Origin of the sequence: Pseudoalteromonas sp. US3C1004 (genome assembly GCF_048401065.1) — a bacterium.
Taxonomy (GTDB): domain Bacteria; phylum Pseudomonadota; class Gammaproteobacteria; order Enterobacterales; family Alteromonadaceae; genus Pseudoalteromonas; species Pseudoalteromonas undina.
Genome location: NZ_CP183073.1, coordinates 1,917,219 through 1,940,375, shown reverse-complemented (window position 1 = coordinate 1,940,375; position 23,157 = coordinate 1,917,219). Strand labels below are relative to the sequence as shown.

26 protein-coding genes and 4 tRNA genes are annotated in these 23,157 nt (G+C 38.4%); 13 read left to right on the top strand and 17 right to left on the bottom strand.

Annotated elements, in window-relative coordinates; all coding sequences use genetic code 11:
• Positions 1-83: 83 nt before the first annotated feature.
• The 4 genes from ACNSN3_RS08995 to ACNSN3_RS08980 form a co-directional block, all read right to left on the bottom strand.
• Positions 84-160: transfer RNA gene (locus ACNSN3_RS08995), tRNA-Asn, on the bottom strand.
• Positions 161-183: 23 nt separating this feature from the next.
• Positions 184-260: transfer RNA gene (locus ACNSN3_RS08990), tRNA-Asn, on the bottom strand.
• A gap of 21 nt (positions 261-281) precedes the next feature.
• Positions 282-358 (bottom strand) — tRNA-Asn (locus tag ACNSN3_RS08985).
• 21 nt (positions 359-379) lie between these two features.
• Positions 380-456, bottom strand: a tRNA-Asn gene (locus ACNSN3_RS08980).
• Positions 457-1,495: 1,039 nt separating this feature from the next.
• Between ACNSN3_RS08980 and ACNSN3_RS08975 the strand changes: the two genes are divergently transcribed.
• The 5 genes from ACNSN3_RS08975 to ACNSN3_RS08955 all read left to right on the top strand — a co-directional run bounded on the left by ACNSN3_RS08975 (position 1,496) and on the right by ACNSN3_RS08955 (position 7,579).
• Positions 1,496-2,875, top strand: a complete 1,380-nt coding sequence (locus tag ACNSN3_RS08975) for an MATE family efflux transporter (protein WP_055013372.1) — start codon at positions 1,496-1,498, stop codon at positions 2,873-2,875.
• Positions 2,872-4,866, top strand: a complete 1,995-nt coding sequence (gene uvrB, locus ACNSN3_RS08970; RefSeq protein WP_008468252.1) for an excinuclease ABC subunit UvrB — start codon at positions 2,872-2,874, stop codon at positions 4,864-4,866. The genes ACNSN3_RS08975 and uvrB overlap by 4 nt, the downstream gene beginning before the upstream one ends.
• A complete protein-coding gene (locus ACNSN3_RS08965; protein ID WP_418607088.1) occupies positions 4,867-5,796 on the top strand; it encodes a class I SAM-dependent methyltransferase in 930 nt (309 codons plus the stop codon).
• Between the two features lie 8 nt (positions 5,797-5,804).
• Complete coding sequence (locus tag ACNSN3_RS08960) at positions 5,805-6,470, top strand: tRNA (adenine(22)-N(1))-methyltransferase TrmK (protein WP_290191767.1); 666 nt, start codon at positions 5,805-5,807, stop codon at positions 6,468-6,470.
• 95 nt (positions 6,471-6,565) lie between these two features.
• Complete coding sequence (locus ACNSN3_RS08955; protein ID WP_418607086.1) at positions 6,566-7,579, top strand: hypothetical protein; 1,014 nt, start codon at positions 6,566-6,568, stop codon at positions 7,577-7,579.
• An 8-nt stretch (positions 7,580-7,587) separates the two neighbouring features.
• Here ACNSN3_RS08955 and ACNSN3_RS08950 read toward each other — a convergent pair whose 3' ends face one another.
• On the bottom strand, positions 7,588-7,830 hold the full coding sequence (locus ACNSN3_RS08950; RefSeq protein ID WP_418607084.1) for a hypothetical protein: 243 nt from the start codon (positions 7,828-7,830) through the stop codon (positions 7,588-7,590).
• Between the two features lie 174 nt (positions 7,831-8,004).
• Between ACNSN3_RS08950 and ACNSN3_RS08945 the strand changes: the two genes are divergently transcribed.
• Entirely contained in the window at positions 8,005-8,454 is a 450-nt protein-coding gene (locus ACNSN3_RS08945; RefSeq protein ID WP_010388452.1) for a methyltransferase family protein, read from the top strand.
• A 60-nt stretch (positions 8,455-8,514) separates the two neighbouring features.
• Here ACNSN3_RS08945 and queC read toward each other — a convergent pair whose 3' ends face one another.
• On the bottom strand, positions 8,515-9,171 hold the full coding sequence (gene queC, locus ACNSN3_RS08940) for a 7-cyano-7-deazaguanine synthase QueC (RefSeq protein ID WP_008110177.1): 657 nt from the start codon (positions 9,169-9,171) through the stop codon (positions 8,515-8,517).
• A gap of 145 nt (positions 9,172-9,316) precedes the next feature.
• Here queC and queE point away from each other — a divergent pair, with 145 nt between their 5' ends.
• A complete protein-coding gene (gene queE / locus ACNSN3_RS08935) occupies positions 9,317-9,982 on the top strand; it encodes a 7-carboxy-7-deazaguanine synthase QueE (protein ID WP_055013381.1) in 666 nt (221 codons plus the stop codon).
• Positions 9,983-10,111: 129 nt separating this feature from the next.
• Here queE and ACNSN3_RS08930 read toward each other — a convergent pair whose 3' ends face one another.
• The 4 genes from ACNSN3_RS08930 to ACNSN3_RS08915 all read right to left on the bottom strand — a co-directional run bounded on the left by ACNSN3_RS08930 (position 10,112) and on the right by ACNSN3_RS08915 (position 11,829).
• Positions 10,112-10,384 carry a hypothetical protein gene (locus tag ACNSN3_RS08930; RefSeq protein WP_054201167.1) on the bottom strand — a complete coding sequence of 91 codons (273 nt, stop codon included), beginning with the start codon at positions 10,382-10,384 and terminating at the stop codon, positions 10,112-10,114.
• Between the two features lie 15 nt (positions 10,385-10,399).
• Positions 10,400-10,702: a hypothetical protein gene (locus ACNSN3_RS08925; protein WP_055013378.1), complete on the bottom strand. Its 303-nt coding sequence runs from the start codon at positions 10,700-10,702 to the stop codon at positions 10,400-10,402.
• Between the two features lie 116 nt (positions 10,703-10,818).
• A complete protein-coding gene (locus ACNSN3_RS08920) occupies positions 10,819-11,283 on the bottom strand; it encodes a hypothetical protein (protein WP_010388460.1) in 465 nt (154 codons plus the stop codon).
• Positions 11,284-11,451: 168 nt separating this feature from the next.
• Positions 11,452-11,829 (bottom strand): hypothetical protein, encoded by a 378-nt coding sequence (locus ACNSN3_RS08915; protein ID WP_418607081.1) that lies wholly within the window; start codon positions 11,827-11,829, stop codon positions 11,452-11,454.
• A gap of 54 nt (positions 11,830-11,883) precedes the next feature.
• On the opposite strand from ACNSN3_RS08915, the gene ACNSN3_RS08910 reads away from it, so the two are divergent.
• On the top strand, positions 11,884-13,362 hold the full coding sequence (locus ACNSN3_RS08910) for a substrate-binding periplasmic protein (protein ID WP_138569993.1): 1,479 nt from the start codon (positions 11,884-11,886) through the stop codon (positions 13,360-13,362).
• Between the two features lie 72 nt (positions 13,363-13,434).
• Here the strand turns inward: ACNSN3_RS08910 and ACNSN3_RS08905 are convergent, their stop codons facing one another.
• The 3 genes from ACNSN3_RS08905 to ACNSN3_RS08895 all read right to left on the bottom strand — a co-directional run bounded on the left by ACNSN3_RS08905 (position 13,435) and on the right by ACNSN3_RS08895 (position 14,897).
• Positions 13,435-13,881: a hypothetical protein gene (locus ACNSN3_RS08905; RefSeq protein WP_418607079.1), complete on the bottom strand. Its 447-nt coding sequence runs from the start codon at positions 13,879-13,881 to the stop codon at positions 13,435-13,437.
• Between the two features lie 115 nt (positions 13,882-13,996).
• Positions 13,997-14,455, bottom strand: a complete 459-nt coding sequence (locus tag ACNSN3_RS08900; RefSeq protein ID WP_054201162.1) for a DMT family transporter — start codon at positions 14,453-14,455, stop codon at positions 13,997-13,999.
• A gap of 7 nt (positions 14,456-14,462) precedes the next feature.
• Complete coding sequence (locus ACNSN3_RS08895; RefSeq protein WP_054201161.1) at positions 14,463-14,897, bottom strand: DMT family transporter; 435 nt, start codon at positions 14,895-14,897, stop codon at positions 14,463-14,465.
• 96 nt (positions 14,898-14,993) lie between these two features.
• On the opposite strand from ACNSN3_RS08895, the gene ACNSN3_RS08890 reads away from it, so the two are divergent.
• The 3 genes from ACNSN3_RS08890 to ACNSN3_RS08880 all read left to right on the top strand — a co-directional run bounded on the left by ACNSN3_RS08890 (position 14,994) and on the right by ACNSN3_RS08880 (position 18,340).
• Positions 14,994-15,926: a LysR family transcriptional regulator gene (locus tag ACNSN3_RS08890; protein WP_054201160.1), complete on the top strand. Its 933-nt coding sequence runs from the start codon at positions 14,994-14,996 to the stop codon at positions 15,924-15,926.
• A 417-nt stretch (positions 15,927-16,343) separates the two neighbouring features.
• Positions 16,344-16,724 (top strand): BlaI/MecI/CopY family transcriptional regulator, encoded by a 381-nt coding sequence (locus ACNSN3_RS08885; RefSeq protein WP_036982191.1) that lies wholly within the window; start codon positions 16,344-16,346, stop codon positions 16,722-16,724.
• 11 nt (positions 16,725-16,735) lie between these two features.
• On the top strand, positions 16,736-18,340 hold the full coding sequence (locus tag ACNSN3_RS08880; RefSeq protein WP_418607077.1) for a M56 family metallopeptidase: 1,605 nt from the start codon (positions 16,736-16,738) through the stop codon (positions 18,338-18,340).
• Between the two features lie 95 nt (positions 18,341-18,435).
• Here ACNSN3_RS08880 and bcp read toward each other — a convergent pair whose 3' ends face one another.
• Together bcp and ACNSN3_RS08870 are read right to left on the bottom strand one after the other, a co-directional pair.
• Positions 18,436-18,915 carry a thioredoxin-dependent thiol peroxidase gene (gene bcp, locus ACNSN3_RS08875; protein WP_024601114.1) on the bottom strand — a complete coding sequence of 160 codons (480 nt, stop codon included), beginning with the start codon at positions 18,913-18,915 and terminating at the stop codon, positions 18,436-18,438.
• Positions 18,916-18,925: 10 nt separating this feature from the next.
• Complete coding sequence (locus tag ACNSN3_RS08870) at positions 18,926-19,459, bottom strand: glycine cleavage system protein R (RefSeq protein ID WP_008464556.1); 534 nt, start codon at positions 19,457-19,459, stop codon at positions 18,926-18,928.
• A gap of 354 nt (positions 19,460-19,813) precedes the next feature.
• Between ACNSN3_RS08870 and bamC the strand changes: the two genes are divergently transcribed.
• Positions 19,814-20,872 (top strand): outer membrane protein assembly factor BamC, encoded by a 1,059-nt coding sequence (gene bamC, locus ACNSN3_RS08865; protein WP_418607075.1) that lies wholly within the window; start codon positions 19,814-19,816, stop codon positions 20,870-20,872.
• Between the two features lie 65 nt (positions 20,873-20,937).
• Positions 20,938-22,326 (top strand): YjiH family protein, encoded by a 1,389-nt coding sequence (locus ACNSN3_RS08860; RefSeq protein WP_418607074.1) that lies wholly within the window; start codon positions 20,938-20,940, stop codon positions 22,324-22,326.
• Between the two features lie 32 nt (positions 22,327-22,358).
• Here the strand turns inward: ACNSN3_RS08860 and ACNSN3_RS08855 are convergent, their stop codons facing one another.
• Complete coding sequence (locus ACNSN3_RS08855; protein ID WP_109874463.1) at positions 22,359-22,508, bottom strand: DUF2897 family protein; 150 nt, start codon at positions 22,506-22,508, stop codon at positions 22,359-22,361.
• 85 nt (positions 22,509-22,593) lie between these two features.
• A complete protein-coding gene (locus tag ACNSN3_RS08850) occupies positions 22,594-23,130 on the bottom strand; it encodes an acyloxyacyl hydrolase (RefSeq protein ID WP_010388480.1) in 537 nt (178 codons plus the stop codon).
• Between the last annotated feature and the right edge of the window lie 27 nt (positions 23,131-23,157).

The following is a 23,157-nucleotide window of genomic DNA, read 5'->3' as shown; positions in this document are numbered from 1 at the left end:
GTTTTTGTAATCAAAAAAGTTTTTGTTTTAAAAGAGAAATGGTAGAGCAAATTTGAAGAGATGTCTATGGAAGTGTAGTAAATTGGCTCCCCCTCCCCGACTCGAACGGGGGACCTGCGGATTAACAGTCCGTCGCTCTAACCAACTGAGCTAAGGGGGAACTAAAATGTACTTTTTATGATTTGGCTCCCCCTCCCCGACTCGAACGGGGGACCTGCGGATTAACAGTCCGTCGCTCTAACCAACTGAGCTAAGGGGGAACTACATCATAAACATAAACTTGGCTCCCCCTCCCCGACTCGAACGGGGGACCTGCGGATTAACAGTCCGTCGCTCTAACCAACTGAGCTAAGGGGGAATCGTTTATGGCTGAAAAACTTGGCTCCCCCTCCCCGACTCGAACGGGGGACCTGCGGATTAACAGTCCGTCGCTCTAACCAACTGAGCTAAGGGGGAAGCGTCTTGCCTTTCAACGGGGCGAAATATTAATGACCGCATAGCAAAGTGTCAACATATAAAAGATCATAAATTCAAAAAAGAGGTCTATTCGTTGTTTTTATGTGCAATCTGCGCGTTTTATAACACTATTTAAGTAAAGCGTAGTGATATTGTTTTACAAAAACAGCGTAATATTTGAATCAAGTAAGGATCTTTATCCAATAAAAGTTGCCATAAAATTTTAAAAAGTAGCTTTTAGTAACAAAAAACTGGTCTATTTCCTTTATTTTTAAAAAGACTTTATAAACGTATTTAAAATAAATACCTCACTTTTACTTTGTATCGTTAAAGTTTGTTGAACTAAATCTAAATGAAAGACGTAATAGATAGTTTCTATGTTGATTAAAATAAAATGTTTGTAGAGTTATGTGGGTTTTGTATAAAAACAGAGCAATCAAAGGGTTGGCTATTTATTCAACATAAATATGGTTTTGCATTAAATAAACAAATAATCTCGTTTTAATGAGTTACAAAACCATTTTGCGCTGTTTCCATATTGATAACGTAAAAAAACCACAACACTGTTAAATTTGCACCGGGTTGTAGCCCTTTATAAACGCGGGGTTGAATGAGTTATCCACGGTTTCTGTGGATAACTCTGTTTATTAAACTTTAAGAACATCAGCACCCCCAGCACTGTAGGGCGCTACAACGATTTCAAGTATTAAAAAGCTTTTTTTTTATATATTAAAAAACAATGGCTTATGATTCAGCTTAGATAGCCACCTAAACGATAAATAAAATTTTTCGTGACGATAAAGCATCATCGCTAACTGTGTAATAAAGCAACAAAATCTAAAAGGTAAATGTTGCAAAAGTTACATAAATGTATTTAATTTGATTTTTAATGTGTTTGTGCAAAATTTATTTACAACAGCGTAAAAGTAATAGTTTGTAGATTAAAGGCTGATTTAGTTGTTTAGATTTAATAAAGCATGGCTTGAACTCTCCGGATGCTTTAAAATATGCCGTTCAGTAAAAGAGGCTTATTTATTTTATGCGCGCACATTCTCAATCACATACTCGCCCTGATTTACTCACTGCTCCAATCTTGCCTACGTTAAAGAAAATGACCGTTCCAATGATCTTTGGGATGATTACCCTGATGATGTTCAACATAGTTGATACTTTTTTTATTAGTTTATTGGGTACAGAGCCGCTTGCTGCAGTTAGTTTTACATTTCCTGTTACTTTTACCGTGATTAGTTTAGCAATTGGTTTAGGCATAGGTACCTCAGCGGTAATAGCAAAAGCATTAGGCAGTAACAATTTAGAAGAAGCGCGTTTTGATGCCAGTGTTTCGTTGTTGGTAGCGGTAATATTAGTATTAATTTTATCTGCTAGTGGCTATTTATTGATTGATCCCATATTTACGTTGCTTGGGGCAGGGGAGCAAGTACTCCCGCTAATTCATCAGTATATTAGTATTTGGTTTTTGGGCAGTGTGTTTTTAATTACCCCAATGATTGGTAATTCTGTACTGCGTGCGAGCGGTGATACTAAAACACCGAGTATTATTATGGGGGGGGCTGGACTTATAAATGCCGTACTCGATCCTATGCTGATTTTTGGCTTTGGTCCCATTCCCGCATTAGGCATTAAAGGGGCTGCTATTGCCAGTGTTATAGCTTGGGCAGTTGGAGTGGCGATTATTTTATACATATTAATTGCTAAAAAGCAGTTGCTTAGTTTAAAAGCGGGCAAACAAACTGTTATTGGTGCAATTCGTAAAATTTTAAAAATTGGTTTACCGGCAGCGGGTGCTAACATGCTCACCCCAGTTGCTATGGCGGTAATGACTGCATTGGTTGCTCATCATGGTCCCGAAGCCGTGGCTGCTTTTGGGGTAGGGAGTCGAATAGAGTCAATAGCGAGTTTAGTGGTATTAGCCTTGTCGATGACCTTGCCACCTTTTATTAGCCAAAACTTTGGAGCGAGTCATTTTTCTCGCGTAAAAGATGCCTACCTAGGTACGCTCAAGTTTGTAATGTTGTGGCAGTTCATTATCTATATTATTTTAATTATTTTTTCAGGCGTCATTAGTGAAATATTTGGTAAAGAGCAAGCGGTTGTTGATGTCATCAAGCTGTTTATTTATACCATTCCTTTAAGTTATGGCTTGCAAGGAGTGATCATTTTATCAAACTCCTCGTTTAACGCTTTACATAAACCCATGAACGCCTTAGTTTTAAGCGTTATTCGATTGTTTGTTTTTTATATTCCCTTTGCGTATATCGGGAACGAACTTGCAGGCTTAATCGGCTTGTTTATTGGCGCGGCCATTGGTAATTTATTTACAGCACTTGTAGCCTACAAGTGGTTTATGAAAGAAATTGAAGCGTTAAGCAGTCAAGCATTACAGGAGTGTAGTCATTGAGCGATCATTTTCAGCTAGTATCAAAATTTAAACCCGCAGGGGATCAGCCAACCGCTATTGCTCAGTTGTGTGAAGGCTTAGAAGCCGGACTGGCCCAGCAAACCTTATTAGGCGCAACGGGAACCGGTAAAACGTTCACTATGGCTAACATTATTAGTGATTTAAACCGGCCAACTATTATTATGGCGCATAATAAAACCTTAGCGGCTCAATTGTATGGCGAAATGAAAGAATTTTTTCCACACAATGCGGTTGAATACTTTGTATCTTACTACGATTACTACCAACCTGAAGCCTATGTGGTAGCCAGCGACACCTTTATCGAAAAAGACGCATCTATTAATGAGCATATAGAGCAAATGCGACTCAGCGCCACCAAAGCGCTTTTAGAGCGACGCGATACCATCATCGTTGCCTCTGTATCGGCAATTTATGGTTTGGGCGATCCTGACTCATACATGAAAATGATGCTGCTTTTAAAAGTGGGTGAAAAGGTCGACCAACGTGACATGCTGCGCCGTCTTGCAGAGCTACAATATACGCGAAACGATATTGATTTTAGTCGCGGTACATACCGCGTTCGTGGTGAGGTGGTTGATATATTTCCAGCTGAATCAGACACCTATGCAGTGCGTGTAGAAATGTTTGATGACGAAGTTGAACGCTTAAGTATTTTTGACCCATTAACCGGTGCGGTAGAAAAACACATAGTACGTGCCACTATTTATCCTAAAACTCACTATGTAACCCCACGAGAAAAAATTCTCGAAGCCATAGAAAAAATTAAAGCCGAACTCAAAGAGCGCAGAGCACAATTGCTTAGCGCAAATAAGTTAGTAGAAGAGCAACGCATAGCTCAGCGTACCCAATACGATATAGAAATGATGACCGAGCTTGGTTATTGCTCTGGTATTGAAAACTACAGCCGTTATTTATCGGGGCGTACACCTGGCGATCCACCGCCAACATTACTGGACTATTTACCCGACGATGCATTAATGATTATTGATGAATCGCACGTAACCGTATCGCAAATCGGTGCCATGTATAAAGGTGATAGAAGCCGTAAAGAAAACCTCGTTGAATATGGTTTTAGAATGCCCTCAGCTATGGATAACAGGCCACTGCGTTTTGAAGAGTTTGAGGCCATTGCACCACAAACCATTTATGTATCGGCCACCCCGGGCGACTTTGAATTAGAGCGCAGCAACGGCGAAGTTGCAGAGCAGGTTATTCGTCCAACTGGCTTACTTGACCCGGTTATTGAAGTGCGCCCGGTAGGCGATCAGGTTGATGACTTACTATCAGAAATTTACAAATGTGTTGAATTAAAAGAGCGTGTGCTGGTAACTACGCTTACTAAACGCATGGCTGAAGATTTAACTGACTACTTGAGTGAGCACAATGTAAAAGTACGTTATTTACATTCTGATATTGATACCGTAGAGCGAGTAGAGATTATTCGTGATTTACGTGCCGGTGTATTTGATGTGTTAGTAGGCATTAACTTACTACGTGAAGGCTTAGATATGCCAGAAGTGGCACTAGTGGCTATTTTAGATGCCGATAAAGAAGGCTTTTTACGCTCAGCACGCTCACTTATTCAAACGATAGGCCGTGCGGCGCGCCACCTTGATGGTCGTGCCATTTTATACGGTGACAGAGTGACTAAATCGATGGCTAAAGCCATTGAGGAAACTGATCGACGCCGAGAAATACAGCATGCTTATAATGTTAAGCATGGTATTGAACCTAGTGCATTAGTTAAAAAGATACTTGATGTAATGGATGTAGGCCAAGATGCTTCACCGCAAGACAACCTACAGCTTATTCGTAAAGAATCTAAAAAAATCCTCAGTGCTAAAGAAATTGCAACGCAAATTAAGCAGTTAGAAACCAAAATGCATGCGTACGCCAGCGATTTAGAATTTGAAAAAGCCGCCTCAGTGCGCGACGAAATACATGAACTACAACAACAGTTGATTAATTAAATGACAACCGATTTTACTCCTCTTATGAATGCTTTGGCAGACACGCCTTTTTCCGATAACGAGCTTTGCCGCGTATTTCATGGACGCGGCCACAGTGTTGAAGCGCTTAGCCATATTAACTTAGACTTTTATCCACCGAGTTTGTTTTTGGTGTCATACAGTGAAATTGATGAGGCAACACTCACTACGCTTACCGATACGTTATGGCAGTGGGCACAACAACATCATCCAGAGCTAATTACTGCATTGGTGTATCAACAGCGAGCTGGGCTACAAAGCCATAACACCCTTGTTCACGGTCAACTGCCAGTTCGTCATAGCGTAGCCGAAAATGGGGTGCGTTTTTTGGTTGATTTAATGAGTAAGCAAAACACCGGTATTTTTCCTGATATGCGAAAAGGCCGTGAGTTTGTCATGCAAAATAGTAAGCACGCCAAAGTACTTAATTTGTTTTCTTATACCTGTGGTTTTTCGGTTGCGGCTATGCACGGCGGTGCAGATCATGTGATGAACATGGATATGAGCAAAGGTGTGTTAAAAGTAGGTAAGCAAAACCACCAACTCAATAATGTCGATCGTGGGGTCAGTTTTTTACCGCACGATATTTTAAAGTCGTTTGGTAGGCTAAAAAAAGCCGCACCGTTTGATTTAATTATTGTTGATCCGCCCAGTTTTCAAAAAGGCAGTTTTATTTTAACCAAAGACTATCAAAAAGTGCTGCGCAGACTTCCTGAGCTTTTAAACGATACTACACAGTTATTGCTATGCGCTAATAGCCCAGAGCTTACAGAAAACGATTTTAAAGCACTTATTGAAGAGCATACTCAAGGTGCTATTGAATTTGTTAAACGCCTAGAACCTACCGATCGCTTTATTGAAATTGATAGCGATAAAAGCTTAAAAGCATTGGTGTACAAAACAAAAACATAGTGAGTTAAATGAAACTGAGTAAACGTTTAAACGCCATCAATTCGTTAATTACACAGTCTTACGATATTGTTTGGGATTGTTGTTGCGATCATGGCTTTTTAGGTATGGCATTACTTGAGCGCGGCATAGCCAAACAAATAAACTTTGTTGATATTATTCCAGAGTTAATGGAAGCGCTTGAGCAGTCGCTACAACAATTTGAGCAAGGAAAGTCTTTGCCTTCATGGCAAGTGCGCTGCGAAGATGTTGCGCAAATTAAACTGCCAACAGGTGCTAAGCAAGTAATCGTTATTGCGGGAGTGGGGGGCGATTTATGCTTAAAGCTCATTGAGCAAATTATTGCTAATAATCCGCACAGCCTTAAACAACTAAGTTTTATTATTTGCCCTATTATGCACCTCTATAAAGTACGTGCGGGTTTAAAAGCGTGTAATTTGCAGCTCGATAGCGAGCAAATTATTGTTGAAAACAAGCGTTTTTACGAAGTGCTACAAGTCAGTTTTAATGCCACCGGCACTATTACTAAAACGGGGGCTCATATGTGGGATAAACATAACCCTCAACATCATCAATATCAGCAACAATTGCTTGACCATTATACTCGAATGCTCAATAAAGATAGAGTTTACTATCAAAAAGTTATAACAGAGTATCAACGCGTATTTGAACGCTAAATACTGCCAAAAAGTGTGATCGCTTTTTATGATTAACTACGTAAAGTGCTTCATAGTTAATATCTTGCCGCTAGGCAGATTTATTTGGTTTATATATGTCAGATAACAACACAAAAATTGAGTCATTATTAGATGATGGGCAAAAATGGCAACACAGTTACGAGCAACCTATTTCGTATGCGCCCCTAGTACAACTGGCTAATAAAAATTGGATTGTTCCGCAGCATTTTTTGCGTTACAAGCATACGCTGGCCAGTGTTAATGAAGTGCTTAACGACATTAGTTTTTCCAACCACTTTAGCGTGTTAGCAGCTGAAAAAAATAGTGATGTTTATTTGCAAGTAGCAGTACTGAGTCCCGACAATTATCGCGCTGATAATAAAGCAAAAAAACTATTGTTTGGTCGCCGTTGGCCAGTAGAGCAGAACCTGCCTACCTCGGAGCTTATTCAAACTGCATTTTTAGCGTTAAAAGTGGCGCGTGAGCATGAGGTAAGAGAGCTTTTTCAGCTGCAACACCAAGGCGCAACCAGTACGCCATTTAATAATCATCATGACTTACCCGTTATGGCACAAAATCCCGAGCTTGTTAAAAGTACATCGTTTAAAAATATTTCATTGAACGAGCTGATAGATCGCCTTGTGTTTGCGGATAACCAAATAGAGCTAATTAACTGCCAAGCTATAATCACCGGTGAGCAGGTGTATACGGTTAAACTTTATTGCGATAGTTGCCAGCTGAGTGAGTTTAATAACAAAACTTTGTCATTTTTAGCACCGGATACAACAACAAATAGCTTTTTACATAGTTTTATTGCCGCATTGGTTGCTATAAGCAATGATTATGTGAGCGAGCATTTTAAATACCAAGGTTTTGCACGTTTTAGTAAGCATGTACAGGCGGAGCAAATAGGCGAGTTAAGTGTTTCTATGCGTTCGCCAAGTTCAGTTAGTTTGTGCTCAATGGGTAAACAAGAGGCGAATCAGTTAAATTTTGAGATAGACAGTGGCCGAGCGCCACAAGGGTGTGGTCAAGCAATTGGTGGTTTTTTAGCTGCCCATGGCATTGAGCAGCCTGAAAACGCACATTTATACCCAAATTACTTGTAACGTATACATTAAAGTTTGTTTATTTCTTGTTTTACGTTGTAGCTTGAGTCGGTAACAATGGCTTCAAGTGTTTGTACTCGTTGTTTAAGTTCACTCACTTGAGCGGTTACCTTAGCTAGTTGTTTGTGTGCGTCTTGATTGTTGTCCTGTACTTTATGTTTAAATTCAAGGTGCTTTTTATACATATCGTAAATAACTCCCGAACCTACAGAAATAAGTACAATGAGAACTATCATTGTTGTGCCAGACATAATTACTTCCTTTAACTTTTATTTAAGCTTAAATTATAACCATAATTAAGCGCTCATAAAGCTAATTAATTGTAACTTTATTTGTATTTATAAATATTCGATAAGTCATTGTTATTATTTGTGACGCCACCATATAGTAATTATGAAGTTTTTTAATCGATACAAGGAGTAGGTATGTTAAATAATAAAATTCCACCGGTTGTGGTTGTGGTGTTTTTTGCTGCTGTAATGGCACTGATTGCACATTATACCGTGATTGATTTTAGCGCATTTATTACTTATCTCTCGCTAGCACTTGTCGCTACTGGGTGTATATTTTGTATTGCTGGGGTCGTGAGTTTCCGGTTTGCTAAAACAACAGTACTACCTAACAAACCAGAACAAGCGTCTAGTTTAGTTACCTCAGGTGTTTATAAATTCTCTCGTAATCCGATGTATTTAGGTTTTGCGTTTATATTAGCAGGCTGGGGCGTGTGGCTGGGTTCAATGTGGGCTTTTTTAGGTGTAGCAGGGTTTATTGCTTACATTACCTTATTTCAAATAATCCCAGAGGAACGGGCGCTCCACAAATTATTTGGTGAGCAATTTGACGATTATAAATCACGAGTAAAACGCTGGCTTTAACGTTTTATCGCAACAAAAAAGGCTACCCTTGGTAGCCTTTTAGTGTATTAACGTTGAACTTTACTCATATTCAAGCGGGTCTGTCACGTTGTTAAGCTCAAAGGCCTCTAAACGTTCTTGGCAGGCACCACATTTACCACACGCTTTGTCACGACCATTATAACAGGTCCATGTTTGGCTGTAGTCTAAGCCCATTTTAATACCATCGGTTAAAATATCGATTTTAGTATTGTTTAAATACGGGCTAAAAATTTCTACTGCATCGTAATTTGCAATACGACATACATCATCCATCTTTTTAACAAACTCAGGACGACAGTCAGGGTAAATTGCATGATCGCCTGAATGCGCGCCGTAATATACTTTGCTCGCTTTAAGAGACACTGCATAACCTACCGCTAAGGAAAGTAAAATCATATTGCGGTTAGGCACAATGGTGCTTTTCATGCTTTCTTCTTCGTAATGGCCTTCTGGCACATCAATATCGTCTGTTAACGACGAACCACCAATAAGCTGATTAATTGCTGATATATCAACAATTTTGTGCGGGACATTTAGCTTTTCACATACGTTGGCGGCAACTTTAAGTTCTTTAACATGACGCTGACCATAATCAAACGAGAGGGCATAAACATCATGGCCTTGCTGCAAGGCTTTATTTAATACAGTAAATGAGTCCATACCGCCGGAATAAATAACAACTACTTTTTGCGTCATACGTGGTTTGCTCTTTAGTTTTGATAGAGGTTTATATCAGGGCGCGATATACTACACGGCCAAGGCATAAATGACAATTTTTGCACCGTGCTTTGCGATTTTTAATAGTAACAATTTTGCCGTCAGGTTGTAAGTGAGATTTCTTTTGTACAAAATTAATGAAGTGTTTGAAACCATTCAAGGTGAAGCGAGCTTTACCGGTACGCCGTCTATATTTTTACGCCTGCAAGGTTGTCCTGTGGGATGTTCGTGGTGTGACACTAAACAAACCTGGGATGTTGATAATGTATATAAAGTATCACTAGATGACACGGTAGAAAAAAAAGCCGACTCAGATCATTGGGCTGAGGCAAGTGCCGCGCAGGTCCTGGAATTATTTAAATCCCGTGGCTATACCGCCAAGCATGTTGTGATCACCGGTGGTGAACCTTGCATGTACGATTTAAATCCAGTATGTAATTTATTGCATGATCATGGCTTTAGCACGCAAATAGAAACCAGTGGCACCTTTGAAATTCTCGCCCCTGCCCAAACGTGGGTTACGGTATCGCCAAAAATTAATATGCGTGGTGGTTACAAAGTATTGAGCAGTGCTATGCAACGCGCCGATGAAATTAAACATCCGGTTGCTATGCAAAAGCACGTAGAAGAACTGGAAGAGTTATTTGTCGCCACGGGTGTTAACCCAAAACTGGTATATTTACAGCCAATCAGCCAAAAAACGTCGGCAACTAAATTAGCCATTGATACTTGTATCGCCAAAAACTGGCGCTTATCAATTCAAGTACATAAGTATTTGGGTATTAGTTAAACAGAAAGAGCAGTTATAAGTGCTTAGCTGTAAGCGTTAAACTGCTTGGCGTTAAGTTATATTACGTAGGTTGGGTGAGTAAACCCCAACCTAACTCAACAAATTTCAGCTCATAAAGCCAAGCAGGCTTTAAATATAATTTTCATCAATAAACTGGCACCACTGCGGTGTATTTAATTCTGGTACGTTTGGCTTATCTCTAATACCGAGTTTAAACATGATCACAGAGCGCCATTCTAAAGAGCCAATGTCTGGCCCATGTCCATAACCGTCACCGGTATTAATTTGCTGTTCAACATGGTTAAACCATGCTTCAGAGCACGGCGAATATGTTTCATCCTTTTGCGCAACACTACTGCATCCAGCAATAATGAGTAATAAAGGGGCCATTAATAGTCTCATATTTTACCTATGTGTTTATTTTGCTAATCGCTGCTGTGTTAAGTTTAAACGCTTATGTGAGCTGTATACTTGCAACCTTTCATCGTCCGTAATTAAAAATGCATCCATTTCTACAGATATTAACGCAGATATGGGGAAAATCTCTAAAACACCAAGATCAGCAAGTTTAGCTGAAAGAAGTGCCGTTTTGCCGTTAGCAATAAAGGTAGAGTCTTGATCACGGTAATCGCCATCTACATATAGTTTTGCACCATTAAACCATGAGTTAACAATTTTAATTTTATGACCCTTAACCGTGAATTCGAACTCTTTTCTCATTTTAAAACTCCATTTTTTGAAAAGTGTATAACATGTTAACGCCGTAAATAAACGGCAGAAGATAGTTGGCAATAACTTGTTGGGAACGAACAAAATAATCTGTTTTTATCCCACTTCTAATTTGTTTTGTTCAATTGCGATTTGCACAATACATTTTCGTTAAGTTTATTACCAAACAAAAATTTCAACCTTTCTGTACCACCCGTTTTTTCATAAAACTCTTGTAATGTAATTTCTTTTTTCTCGTAGCTCATTAGCTGCCAAAAACCGTAAAAGCCTTTGAACCAAAAGTAATAAAACACCGCTCCAACAGCCAATAGGAAATATGCTGATTTGCCAACTTTTCGTTTGTACTTTATGGCGCAATAAAAAAACCAGACACAGCTTAAAACTGCCACTATTAAAAATGCCGTAAAAGGTGTAATTGCAGTATCAATATTATCCCAAAGGAAGCTTAGACAAATTGAACTCCAATCTAACCCCATAGAGAAAATTAAAGTAATCTTAAAAAAGAAATATAATAAAACGGTAGTAAACACCGCATATAAGATCCCACTTTCCTTGTACTCTTCTTTATTCAATACTTGTCCTTATTGAGCGATTTAATAATCTTATAGTGCGCGAGTCGTGCAGGTTTATATCCATACCACGCTCACTTTTCTTCTGTAAAGTTTTAACAAATTACCTAAGATATTACTATCACTAAGTTTTCTATGACTTTTAAGCAAAGCTAATACTAAAAAACGTTGTTATTGAGCAGCGCTTTTGTTTTTATTTTGTTGAACCTTGAACCTTGAACCTTGAACCTTGAACCTTGAACCTTGAACCTTGAACCTTGAACCTTGAACCTTGAACCTTGAACCTTGAACCTTGAACCTTGAACCTTGAACCTTGAACCTTGAACCTTGAACCTTGAACCTTGAACCTTGAACCTTGAACCTTGAACCTTGAACCTTGAACCTTGAACCTTGAACCTTGAACCTTGAACCTTGAACCTTGAACCTTGAACCTTGAACCTTGAACCTTGAACCTTGAACCTTGAACCTTGAACCTTGAACCTTGAACCTTGAACCTTGAACCTTGAACCTTGAACCTTGAACCTTGAACCTTGAACCTTGAACTAACACCTAAGTTTGCAAAGTACGCTGGTGGTGCATATATTAAACTAAGCGATTGGGAGAATGCGCTTGGCTAGATACTTACTACTGTTTTTTGTTTTTTCTTATGTTTGTATAAACTCGGCTTTTGCGAGTGTAAAAGTTGGCGTAACTCATTGGGTTGATTACACCAATCCGGATGAAACAGGCGTTTATATTGATCTACTCAAAGAAGTTTATGCAGATGAACAGCTCGAGTTTGATTTTAGTACTTACAAACGAATTACCAATTTATTTGAACAAAAACAGTATGACTTCGTAATTGGTGTTGCTAAAGAAGATGTTCCTTTAGCCTATTATCCTCATTGGTACTTAGATTATGATTATCCAATTAATGCCTATTTTTTAAATTCCACTCATAACTTTAATAAGTTATCTGATTTTAACAACAAAGTATTAAGCTGGCTCGACGGCTATAATTTCGATAAGTTTATTGAATACCCACACGATTATTACCCGGTGTCTACTATTGAAAACGCAGTGGCTCTGCTACTGAATAAACGTATAGATGCTTTCGTTGATTTTGACTACAACATTCCCAAAGAGTATAAATCAAAGCTTAATTATGTAGAGCTTGTACCTGCAAGGCCTATTTATTTAGCCTTTTCGAACGATGAAAAGGGCAGAGCCTTGGCGCGAAAATTTGACCAAACCATGCCAAAATTAAAATCATCGGGACGGTTGCAGGAATTATATAAATCAGATTATGACAATACGCGGTTTGCTGACTTTGACGCAAGTAAAATAAAAATCGTATTGAGTAGTAACGATGAGTCTTTGCTGCGACTGAACTCAGTTACTGAAGAAAAATCACTCGACGCACAGCTTTATAAATTAATTTTGACTGAAATGCGAGACTACAGAGTTGAGTTTGTAAAAGCGCCGAATACAAATAATGAAGTTCAATTTGGCACTAATTATTGTTATGCCAATAAAATTAACACCCCAGAACGAGCAAACCGCTATTTAATATCAAAGCCGTTTTCTTTGTATCTCGCTCCGCGACTTTATTCTCCTACTGATTTAACTGAATTTAAGCATATGAAAAATTTAGACGAGTTAGTGTCTCAAAGTGAATTAAGGTTGGGATTATCAAAATTCAGAATATTCTCCGAAGACATTATGTCTTTACTTGAAGAAGTAGATAAAACTAAAATAAAACCAGCGCCCACTAATATATTCTCTAGATTACAACAATTAGCTAAGTTGCAAGAATTTGATGCGTCTATTGAATACCCCAGCGATGTAGTCACGTATTGGCAGGATATAACAGACGCAGACATTCACTCCTTTGATTTGAAATTAAATACATCGTTTACTGTTGGGCATTTAATGTGTGAGCGTAGTGAAGAAAATATAAAATTTGTTCATGATTTTAATAATACACTCTCAAAATTAATTCAAAGCGATAAATACAAAGCGCTTATATATCACTTTGCGGCTGATTTACCTGCTGAAGAGTTTAATAAAATTTATCAGCAAGCACTGTTGGGTGAAAAGTGAGAACGCAAGCACAGCGTAGTTTTTTAACCGCTAGGGTAGGCTATTTATTATTGAAATCTTTGCTCTGAAAATTCAAACAATGGCACTTACAAGTGCCCCCGCGTCTGTAATACCTGCATCCTTCATGGCTTGGCTGATCATTTGCACGAGCGCAATTACCTGAGATTGTGTTGATGAAACGATGTTTGCTTGTGCTTCAATTTGTGCCTGTATAGCCTCGTCTTCTTGGTCCGATTGAGCTTGTAATTGAGTGAGTTGCTCTTTTTGTTCTTCAAGCTGCTGTTTGAGCTCTTTAAGTTGCTCTATCATTTTTGCGATATATTCAGGCATTTCTGAATTTGTTGCTTTTTCAGCGTTTTGCTCAGCCTCTTTTCCTGAGAGTTTATTGCGTTCTTTGTCTGATAATTGATAATCAGTGTTGTCCTGATTTTTTGTTGTGTCTTTTGTTTGTTGTGCAATATTTGTTTTTTCGGCTGTAATTTTAACGTCAAAGGCTGAGTGTTTATTTAGCTGTATCACGATTTATTATCCATAATAGTATGTTTATTAATGTTGTTATCGGCCGCGATGCCAAAGTTTAAAGTGCTAAAGCAATAAAAAACGTTGCCTTTGAGCAACGTTTTTTAGGTTTATACTACGATTTTTTGTTTTCAACTTTACCGCTTGAATAAATAAAAAATAATGCAATGGCTAAACACACTAACGCCGCTAGTCGACTGGGTGACAATGCAATAGCCTCATTACCAAGCCAGCCAAAATTATCAATTAATACACTCATGGTTAGTTGACCAAAAATAACCGCGACGGTTGCCACCGCTGTACCTATTTTTTGCACCGCAAGCACCATAATAACAATGTATGGTACGCCACACATGGCACCAAGTAGCTGCCATTTTGGTACATCCATTAAGGTTACAGCATGATTTGGTTCAAAATAAAATATGAGCAGTGCGGTTACTAGTGCACCAACAGAAAAGGTTAAAAAAGCACTTTTAAAAACACCGACGTTACCGCCTAGTCGTCCGTTTAAGGCTGCTTGAATGCTTAATGTTGCGCCACCAATTACAGCTAGAAAAATCATAATAATAGTCATAGTGAGTTTATCCTTGTGCCATAAAAACCAGAGAGATAATAATAAACGCCAAAGCAATAATGCGTTTAACATCGATTTTGCGTTCAGTGGTGCCAAACAAACCGTAATGGTCAATAATTAAGCTTTTGAAAATTTGCCCTGCGAGTATGCCGATCATTGTCATGGCTATGCCGATGTTTGGCGTTGCAATTGTTAAAATAACCACGTAAACAGGGCCAAGCACGCCACCTAATAATAAAGAAGGGGGCTGGCTAAAAAATGAAGGACTATTACGAGGGCTAAAAAACAGCATTAGCAAAAATGTTAAGGCGGCACCAACCGCAAATATACTAAATGTGGCCCACAGTTCACCCACTTCACTACCCAAAGGCCCTAATAACCCCGCTTCTACGGACAAACCCATACCGCCCATAAAGGTCAGTAATATTAATAGAAATTGCATTTATATCCTCCAAATAGTAATTAATACCATTTTAACCCAGCTAATCAGCCAGAAAAACGCTACAATCCAGAAATGACTTTTGCAGGAATTGCACAAATGAATGACATAAATACAGTGAGCATTAAAACACTCGTTACGTTTATCGGTGTTTTTAATACCCATAGTTTTTCAGAGGTGGCTAGGCGGGAGGGGGTGTCTGCGTCAAATATTTCACGCACTATTCAACAATTAGAAGATGCACTAGGGCAGCAGCTTTTTTATCGAAATACCCGTGCTGTTGTGCCAACAGAAGCGGGTCGGTTGTTTTTAGATTATGCACAAACAATCACCGAGCAAATGAATGACGCGAGAAAAGAGCTGCAAGACAGAACGCTCGAACCAACCGGGTTAATTAGAATTAATGCGCCTGTATTTTTTGGCCAAAGGCACATTGCTCCTTGGTTGCCTGAGTTAAGTATTCGCTATCCAAACTTACAAATAGAGTTAACACTTACTGATGACTTTATTGACCCGCATCGTGATGCCACCGATGTTATATTTCGTATCGGTGCGTTAACCGATTCTTCGTTACATGCGCGCGTATTTGGTACACAAGTGTATCATTTAGCAGCCTCACCAGCGTATTTGAAAAACAACCCTAAAATTACTAATCCATCTGCACTTAAAAATCATCAATGTTTAATTTATAAAGGTTCTTCAGGTGCAAATCGTTGGCTGTTTAAAGCTAAAAATAGATCATGGGTTCATTACCCTGTTGCACCATTACTTACCTCAAATAATGCGGACACATTATTAACTTGTGCATTAAAAGGCATGGGTTTAGTGCTGTTTCCTGATTGGCTTATTGGTGAGCATTTAAAGGCGGGTACTTTAGTAAAGGTGTTACCTAATTATGATGCAGCAATTAAAACAGAGCCTCAGCAAATAGCGGCTATTTATCCACACACACGCTATGCCCCTTTAAATGTTAGGGCGCTTATTGATTACTTTGCTGATGTTTTCGGTGAACCGCTTTATTGGCAACAATAGAAAAGAAAGTCAGTACTTAAGATAATTAGCCAGAACTGTAGTGAAAAAATATTAAGTAAATTTTTCACAAAGTAAGCAATAGATGCCTGGCTTTTAAATAAATACATACACTAGTCACCTTTATTTTTATTTACTAAAGGCAGGTATATTGATATTTAAAAGTACTAGATAGGTGTTTTTACAATATTTGAAAAATAAGGCGGTGGCTTTAAATTAACATATTGAAATGCCTATACACACATTAACTAAGCTTTTTATTTATTGAACTATAAAAAGCAATCCTATTACACAATACCGATATTATTTTTTATTGCTGCCTTCTTCTATAAATTATTTTAATTTTTATATTGACACACTGAACGCTTATTACTACATTTGTAACAGTTAATAACTACAGATGTAGTAATGGAGGTTAAAATGAAACTCAGTGAATTTGAATTAGATATTATGCAGTTGCTTTGGCAACACGAGCCATGCACGGCTAGCCAATTACATAAAGCGCTACTTGCTGATACAAAAAAAGATAAGCAAGTAGCTTACACAACGGTGAAAACAATTGTCGATAGGTTGGAGCAAAAAGAGGCGATAGTACGCTGTGGGAACGAGGGGAGAGCGATCGTATTTAAATCAGTGATCACTCAAAGCGCATTTTCAGCACAAGCAATGCCTAGCTTTATGCAGCGTTTTTTTAAAGGTAACTCTCGCAGCTTAATTGCCCATTTTATTAAAGAAGAAAAGCTGAATGACGAGGATATTGAGTACCTACAATCGCTACTGAAAAATAAAAAGCAAGATTAAAGGAAAAGGTTATGATGGATTATTTTGTAACTTGCACAATTATTAGTGTGTGTTGTTTGCTTGCATCTTTAGGGATGAAAAGTGCCCCTTCTAGATTAAATTTTTACGTAATAATGCTGGCTTTAATAGCCTGGTTTGTTCCTTGGCAATACTTTTCTCAATTGCCATTATTTGAAAGTACATCGCAATATACTGTTAATGTTGCTGAGTTTAGTTTTTTAAATACGTTAATAGCCCCTACCAGTGCGCAGGTCATAACATCAGAAAGTAGCATTATTGTACCAGTGAGTTGGTTACCATCATTAAACCATATTTTTAGTGTATTGCTGTTTAGTGGAATTGGCTTGTTTACATTGCGTGTTGCTATGTATGTAAAGTTAGTCAAAAACTTAAAAGCTAACTCAAGCTTATATAGCACTTCAAAACGAGCAAACTGTATATACCCAATAAGATTCACCTCAATTGGAGGGCCTGCTTTTGCAACAGGATTAGTCAATCCGGTTGTTTGGCTTACTCCTGAGATGGAAAATCGAAAAGAATTAAACTCTGTTATTGAGCACGAATTAACGCACTTACAACAAGGTGATATTTATTGGACATGGCTAATTTGCTTTATAGAAAGTGTTTTTTGGTGGAACCCAATATGCTCAAAACTAGCGCGTTTGGCAAAAGAGCAGTTAGAGCTTAGTTGTGACGAAAAATGTATGCGTAAACTCAAAGGTAAGTATCAGTTAGATTTAGCCAGTTTGTTACTCTCTGAGCATGAAAAAAAATCTAAATATAACTTTTTCACTCCCCCTCTTTTGAATATTGAACACTCAAAGAGTTTTAATATTCAAAGGATTAAAATGTTAAACAAGGAAAAAACAATGAAAAGTAAACATATGGTAATGGCTTTGGCTGCACTGTCTTTTAGCGCGTTGGCAGCAGCACAAATTGTTGATGAAAATCCAAAGAATGAACAACATAGTGCGCAAAAACAGCCCGCAGCTAGTAATCAGTATAACCAACAGTTAGCGCAACTTTTAGAGGTAGCTGGTGATGCAAAAAGTGATCAACCAACACAACTAATACAAACGGCAAAAAATATTCAAAAATGGTATGCAAATAGAGATGTGCTATCAGGTTTTGAAGAGGGAAAAATTAAATTAGAAAGTTATACTTTACTCGTTCATGTTTTTTCTAAACTTGAACAATATGAAGATATCTTAAGTGCTTACGAAACATGGTATCCAGCAGGAAGCAACCCGCCATATTTTACGAAAAACTCGCTTGCTAATGCCTACATACAACTAGGTCGTTATGAACTGGCTATAGCTGAATTAGAGGGGTTGACTAGAGAGCTTGACGGTAACTTACACGAAGGTTCTGCTGGGAACTTAGCATTAGCTTATATTTATAGCGCAGATTACGATAAAGCATTAGACACACTGCAACAAGCTAGCTTAGAGGGAAGTGCTTATGGTGATGTTTTAAAATACTACATTTTTGATCAGCAAAATAATCAAACAAAAATGGCTGAATTAAAAGGACGTTTACCAGCAGCCTTTGCGGTAACACCGGCTCTACTTCCTCGAGTAGGTATTCCACAATCACCGTTATTAGCTAAATTATAAATAAGCAAATACAAAAAAGCGTTGCCCTTGAGCAACGCTTTTTTTTATCTTGTTTAGCCTTTAGCCTTTAGCCTTTAGCCTTTAGCCTTTAGCCTTTATTCAGCGGCTAAATAGTCCAACACCACTTGGTGATGATCTTTGGTTTTAAATTTATCAAACAAGTGTTTAATTTTACCGTCTTGGCCTACTAAGAAAGTAAGGCGGTGAATACCATCATATTCTTTGCCCATAAATTTTTTGTAGCCCCACACCCCAAATGCCTCAGCAATGGCATGATCTTCGTCAGAAAGTAAGTCAAAGTTAAGCTCTTTTTTAGTTTCAAAGTTTTTAAGGCGCTTAATTGGGTCTGGGCTTATGCCAACTACATGGGTGTTAAATTTAGCAAGCTCGGCTTGTTGATCACGCAGGTTTTCGGCTTGTACGGTACAGCCAGGCGTTGATGCTTTAGGGTAAAAGTATACCAGTACTTGTTTTTCTTTTAATAACTCACTGAGCACAACAGTTTCGTCATTTTGGTTTTGTAAGCTAAAAGCCGGTGCTGTGTCGCCACTTTGTAATGGGGTAATTTTGTTCATGCTAAACTCCTTAGCGAATACGTCGAAAGATGTAATCTACGTTTAAAACGTGCGAAAGGTTTTCAAAACTAATTTTAAATTGGTCAATGTCAACGTCAACGGGAATATTAAATTCAAGTTCACAGCGCATTTTAAGTTCAGTTTCTTCTTCGTAGGTATCTGACTTTAATGAGCAAATATTAATATTATTATCTGCAAAAAAGCGTGTTACTTTACTCAAGGTGCCAGGGGTGTCTATACCAGTGTATTCTAGGGTGTAGCCTGCACAAAACTCGCTTTGATTATGGCTTGAAGTGCGTTTCATCATAGTAAGTAGGCCAAGTTCCATACCTTTGGTAGGGAGTGTATGCTCAATACGGCTAATGGCTGACATATCACCGCTAAGTAGCATAATAAAAGTAAGTTCGTTGCCTAAAATAGCAATACGACTATCTATTATATTACAGTGGCAATCACTGACGAGTTGCGTAAGCTCACTAACGATGCCCGATCTATCTTCGCCAATTGCGGTTAAAACAATTTGATGATTTGAAAATGCAGTCATGGGTTTTAAAGTACCTAAGTTACTTGGATGATAACAACCGACTTGGCAACAAAAAATAAACACGTAGCGTTGCACGGCGGCAAAGTTTAACACAAAACCCGCGTTAAACTACAGTGACGGTTAATTTTAGACGGTTAATAGTGCAGTGTTTCTTGTTTTTACAAGCTTGTGAAAGTACCATAGCAAAAATGTGTCTATTTGTAGCCTAGTCTGTCGGTCATCTTGTTGGCTTAATGCAGTTAGATAAGCAAATTATAAATGTAAAGTTAATATTGATTTTACACTGAACCAAATCGGTATTACCCACTCATATATTTGTTAAAACAATTAAGGGTATGCTAAGGAGAATTATCTGTGCAGTATTGGATCCCAAAAGCACTAGCAGTAAGTGTATTGGTAAGTTTGTCAGGGTGTAGTGTATTTACGAGTGATGCCCATAATGAGCGTAATTACCGCGCTCATGAGCCGGTTAAAACACCTGCTTCGTTATCACAACCCGCTCAAGATCCTGTTTATAAGATGGATGTGGGTCAATATGATAATAATCCGGAGGCAACAAACTATCGCCCGCCGGCGCAAGTGTTAACTATTGCTAAAGGCAGTTGGGTTGAGGAAGCAGATAAACAAGCACGTATTTATTTTGATAAAAATGATGGCATTGACGATTTAGATGTATTCATTTGGGACTCGATTCAAGCAGTGCTTGCTGATAACAACATTAGCGCGACACGACAAAACAAAATGCAAGGAACACTGGAAACAGATTGGTACGCCATTGTTAAGCCAGAAGAAAGCTGGTTATGGGGCGATGATGAAAGTGTTGATTTAGAACGTTTTAAATTTACTATTGAAGAAAAAGAGCATCAACGCACAGCATCATTAACGGCTGAGCTTATTGATTTCAAAGGTGATAAACCTCTGACTGATTTATTAAAACAACAGCTAGAAGTGCGCGCCCTTAATCAAGTGGTGAGTGAATTTGATTATCGCTATCGTCAACTTGAAGTTGATATGCGTAAGCGCCAAGGAATAATTTCATTAGAACTTGGGTTTGACAACAAAGGTAATGCAGCACTTGTTACTGAGCAGGCTTACGATACGGTATTCGATCGCTTTTCTGGATTCTTAGAGCGCTTATCTTTTACTATTGTTGAAATAAACCAAGAGACAGGTTTAATTACAGCAGATTATGCGAAAGTAGAAAGCAGTGTGTGGGATTCAATTTGGGGCGATGAACCAACAGAGCTTCCAATTGATGAAGGTCAATACCAAATTTTGGTTAGCAAAACCAAGCAAGGTGGCACCAGTCTAACGTGGATGGATGACAAAGGCGAAACGCTTGAACCAGGTACCATGAATGGTTTGCAACAAGCATTAGAAGCGGCGTTAATTAAGCGCGGTATTAAAATTTAATAATTATAAATATTTACCACAAAAAGAGCACTTAGCTCTTTTTGTGGTTTTTACAGGTTGAAAATATGTCTCAGTTAGATTCATCACGCCCAGCACCCGTTCAAAAAAGTTATGATTTGAAAGTTTGGTTGGTTTTTTTAATTCCTTCTTTAATCGGTGTGTTTTTGTTTATGACGCCAGTACCGTCTGGTGAAATAATGACGATTCCTATCGCGGTAATGGCCAAGGCAATTCAAGCCTCATTCAGTGAAATAGCGCTAGGGCTAATAGCTACCATTATTTGTATTACTGGCGTTATGTCGCTGGTGTTTAGTGTCTTTAAACCGAAAAGCTTAACCAAATTTCGCTTATTAAATCATTTGTTTAATGTGAGTTGGATTTGGTTAGTAACACGGTTGTTTGGTATGGCGTTTGTGCTTTTAACTTATTTTCAAGTTGGACCGCATGCTATTACCTCAGAAAATACTGGCTTGTTAGTATTAAAAGATTTATTACCGGTGTTGTTTTCGGTGTTTATTTTAGCGGGCTTATTACTGCCGTTATTACTTAATTTTGGTTTACTTGAGCTGGTGGGTACCTTACTTACTAAAGTAATGCGTCCATTGTTTGGGGTGCCAGGGCGCAGTGCAGTTAATTGTGTTGCTTCATGGTTAGGTGATGGTAGCGTAGGTATTTTAATGACTGCGCGTCAGTATGAAGATAAATATTATACTCAACGTGAAGCTGCGATTATTGGTACCACTTTCTCTGCTGTATCAATTACCTTTTGTTTAGTTGTTATTGGCCAAGTAAAGCTTGAATACTTATTTGCACCTTTCTACCTAACCGTGTGTTTAGCCGGTGTAGTGGCCGCAATAATTGTTCCGCGTTTACCACCACTGCGTTTTAAAAAGGACGTGCTTATTGATGGTGAAGAGCCCGATGGAAACGCTGAATTGGTTCCTGAAGGCAAAACATTATTTAAGCATTCACTTGATGTTGCATTAACTAAAGCAGAAAAAGCACCAGGCTTAAAAGGCACAATTGAAGAGGGCTTACACAACGCATTCGATATGGTGTTTGCAGTATTACCTGTGGTAATGGCTGTGGGTACATTTGCTTTAATTATTGCTGAGTACACGCCGATATTTCAATATTTAGGTATGCCGTTTATTCCATTTTTAGAATTACTACAAATACCTGAAGCTGAAATGGCGGCGCAAACGATTATGGTGGGATTTGCAGATATGTTTATTCCGTCTATTTTAGCCGCAGGCTCAATTGAAAGCGATGTAACACGTTTTATTATTGCGGCAATGAGTGTAACGCAACTTATTTATATGTCTGAAGTGGGCGCACTTTTATTAGGTAGTAAAATACCGGTTAATATTTTTGAGTTATTTGTTATTTTTATTCTCAGAACTTTAGTAACCTTGCCAGTTATTGCCTTAATGGCGCACTGGTTAGTTGGCTAGAGTGACTGATTAGTTGAAAAAGCCCTGAATATTCAGGGCTTTTTTGTTTCTTTGTCTTGCGTTGATGAAATTGATACTGAGGGTTTAAACTCGCTTTTTGCACTTAAGCGCAGCAGTACTAAATTGCCGATAACAATAGCCAGTACAATCGAGATAACGAGTACGATTTGCCAAATTTGCATTACGATGCTCTTATATTTTATTAAGCGGTTATTATGACCACATTAAATAAAAGCTGCAATGCTCTCTAGAGCTGTAAATAAGCAATTAGAAACGTTGTGCCACCGACAAGGTTAAAAAGTTAATCCCTGGGTTGGGAGATTTAAATCCGGCGTTTGAATAGTGAATAATTCGCAGCGCTACATTGGTTTCACCAAAATCCGCCACTAGACCTATTCTGTCTTCAAACTGGTAGTGAGTACTTAGGTTTTTATCGGCAAAATAGCGTTCATCAAGTAAGGAAAAGCCAATACCAGCCTCTACATAAAATGGCGTGTTGTATAGGCTAAATGCTGGGAACTGCACTACTGGCGAAACAGCTAACACCAGGTTTGATTGTGACTGTTGATCATGGCGGTAATGCCACAGGTTAATGCTGCTTTCAAGGTAAAAGCGGGCATCACCCACAAAGTTTTGCGCACCCTCTGGATGATACTGATACGCAAGCTTTACTCCAGTTACATTGCCTTCGCCTTTTAATAAGTCTACAGCGTAGCCATGGTTTGGTGATGCATAGGCTGCATGAGTTGTCAGTAAAAATAAACAAAAAACAATAATAGAAATCATATTATATGAGGTTTTCATAATGGCCAACTACGGGGGAAATTAAAT